This is a genomic window from Christensenella hongkongensis (assembly GCF_000981035.1).
Taxonomy (GTDB): domain Bacteria; phylum Bacillota; class Clostridia; order Christensenellales; family Christensenellaceae; genus Christensenella; species Christensenella hongkongensis.
Map to the genome: position 1 here is coordinate 1 of NZ_LAYJ01000046.1, position 566 is coordinate 566.

Genomic DNA, 566 nt, shown 5'->3' on the forward strand with positions numbered 1-566 from the left:
GCCGAACTCGAAAGGGCAAGGAGCTGCAAAGTGGTATAATTGCAATAATGACGGAACAGGAAACTGGAGCGCCTATTTCCATATTTCTGGCTTTGGGTACACATTGGGTGATTACACGGTTGAAGCACATGTGGTGGATACAGCTGGAGTGGATTATGTTGTTGATAAGAAAACACTTACGTTTGAAGAGGACTTGCAAGCTCCTGAAATAGGAAACGTAACGTTTGGCACGACGAAACCGGAAGTACAGCGCGGATTTGCAGTACAGGTAAGCGATATTGTGGATTCTTCTGGCGTTGCATCTGTAACGGCGGAGGTATGGGATGATACGACAGGAGTGAATGGGAAAAAGACTTACCAGATGAATGCCAAAGGCAATGGCGTGTATGATATGTATTTTAGTATGGGAGCATTCTCTTATCGTGCAGGAACATATACGTTTAACTTTACGGCGACGGACCAAAAAGGAAATAAGACGAGCAAACAGGAGACACTTGTAGTAACAGGTGTTGCAGGTGCATCGAAAACGGATGGCATTATTTTTGGGACAACGAATCCCACCCAGC

1 protein-coding gene is annotated in these 566 nt (G+C 45.2%); it reads left to right on the forward strand.

Features of this window, described 5'->3' with window-relative positions; translation table 11 throughout:
* Positions 1 to 103: 103 nt before the first annotated feature.
* Positions 104 to 566 (forward strand): Ig-like domain repeat protein (locus CHK_RS02360; protein WP_160295574.1); only part of this gene is annotated, 463 nt, incomplete at its 3' end.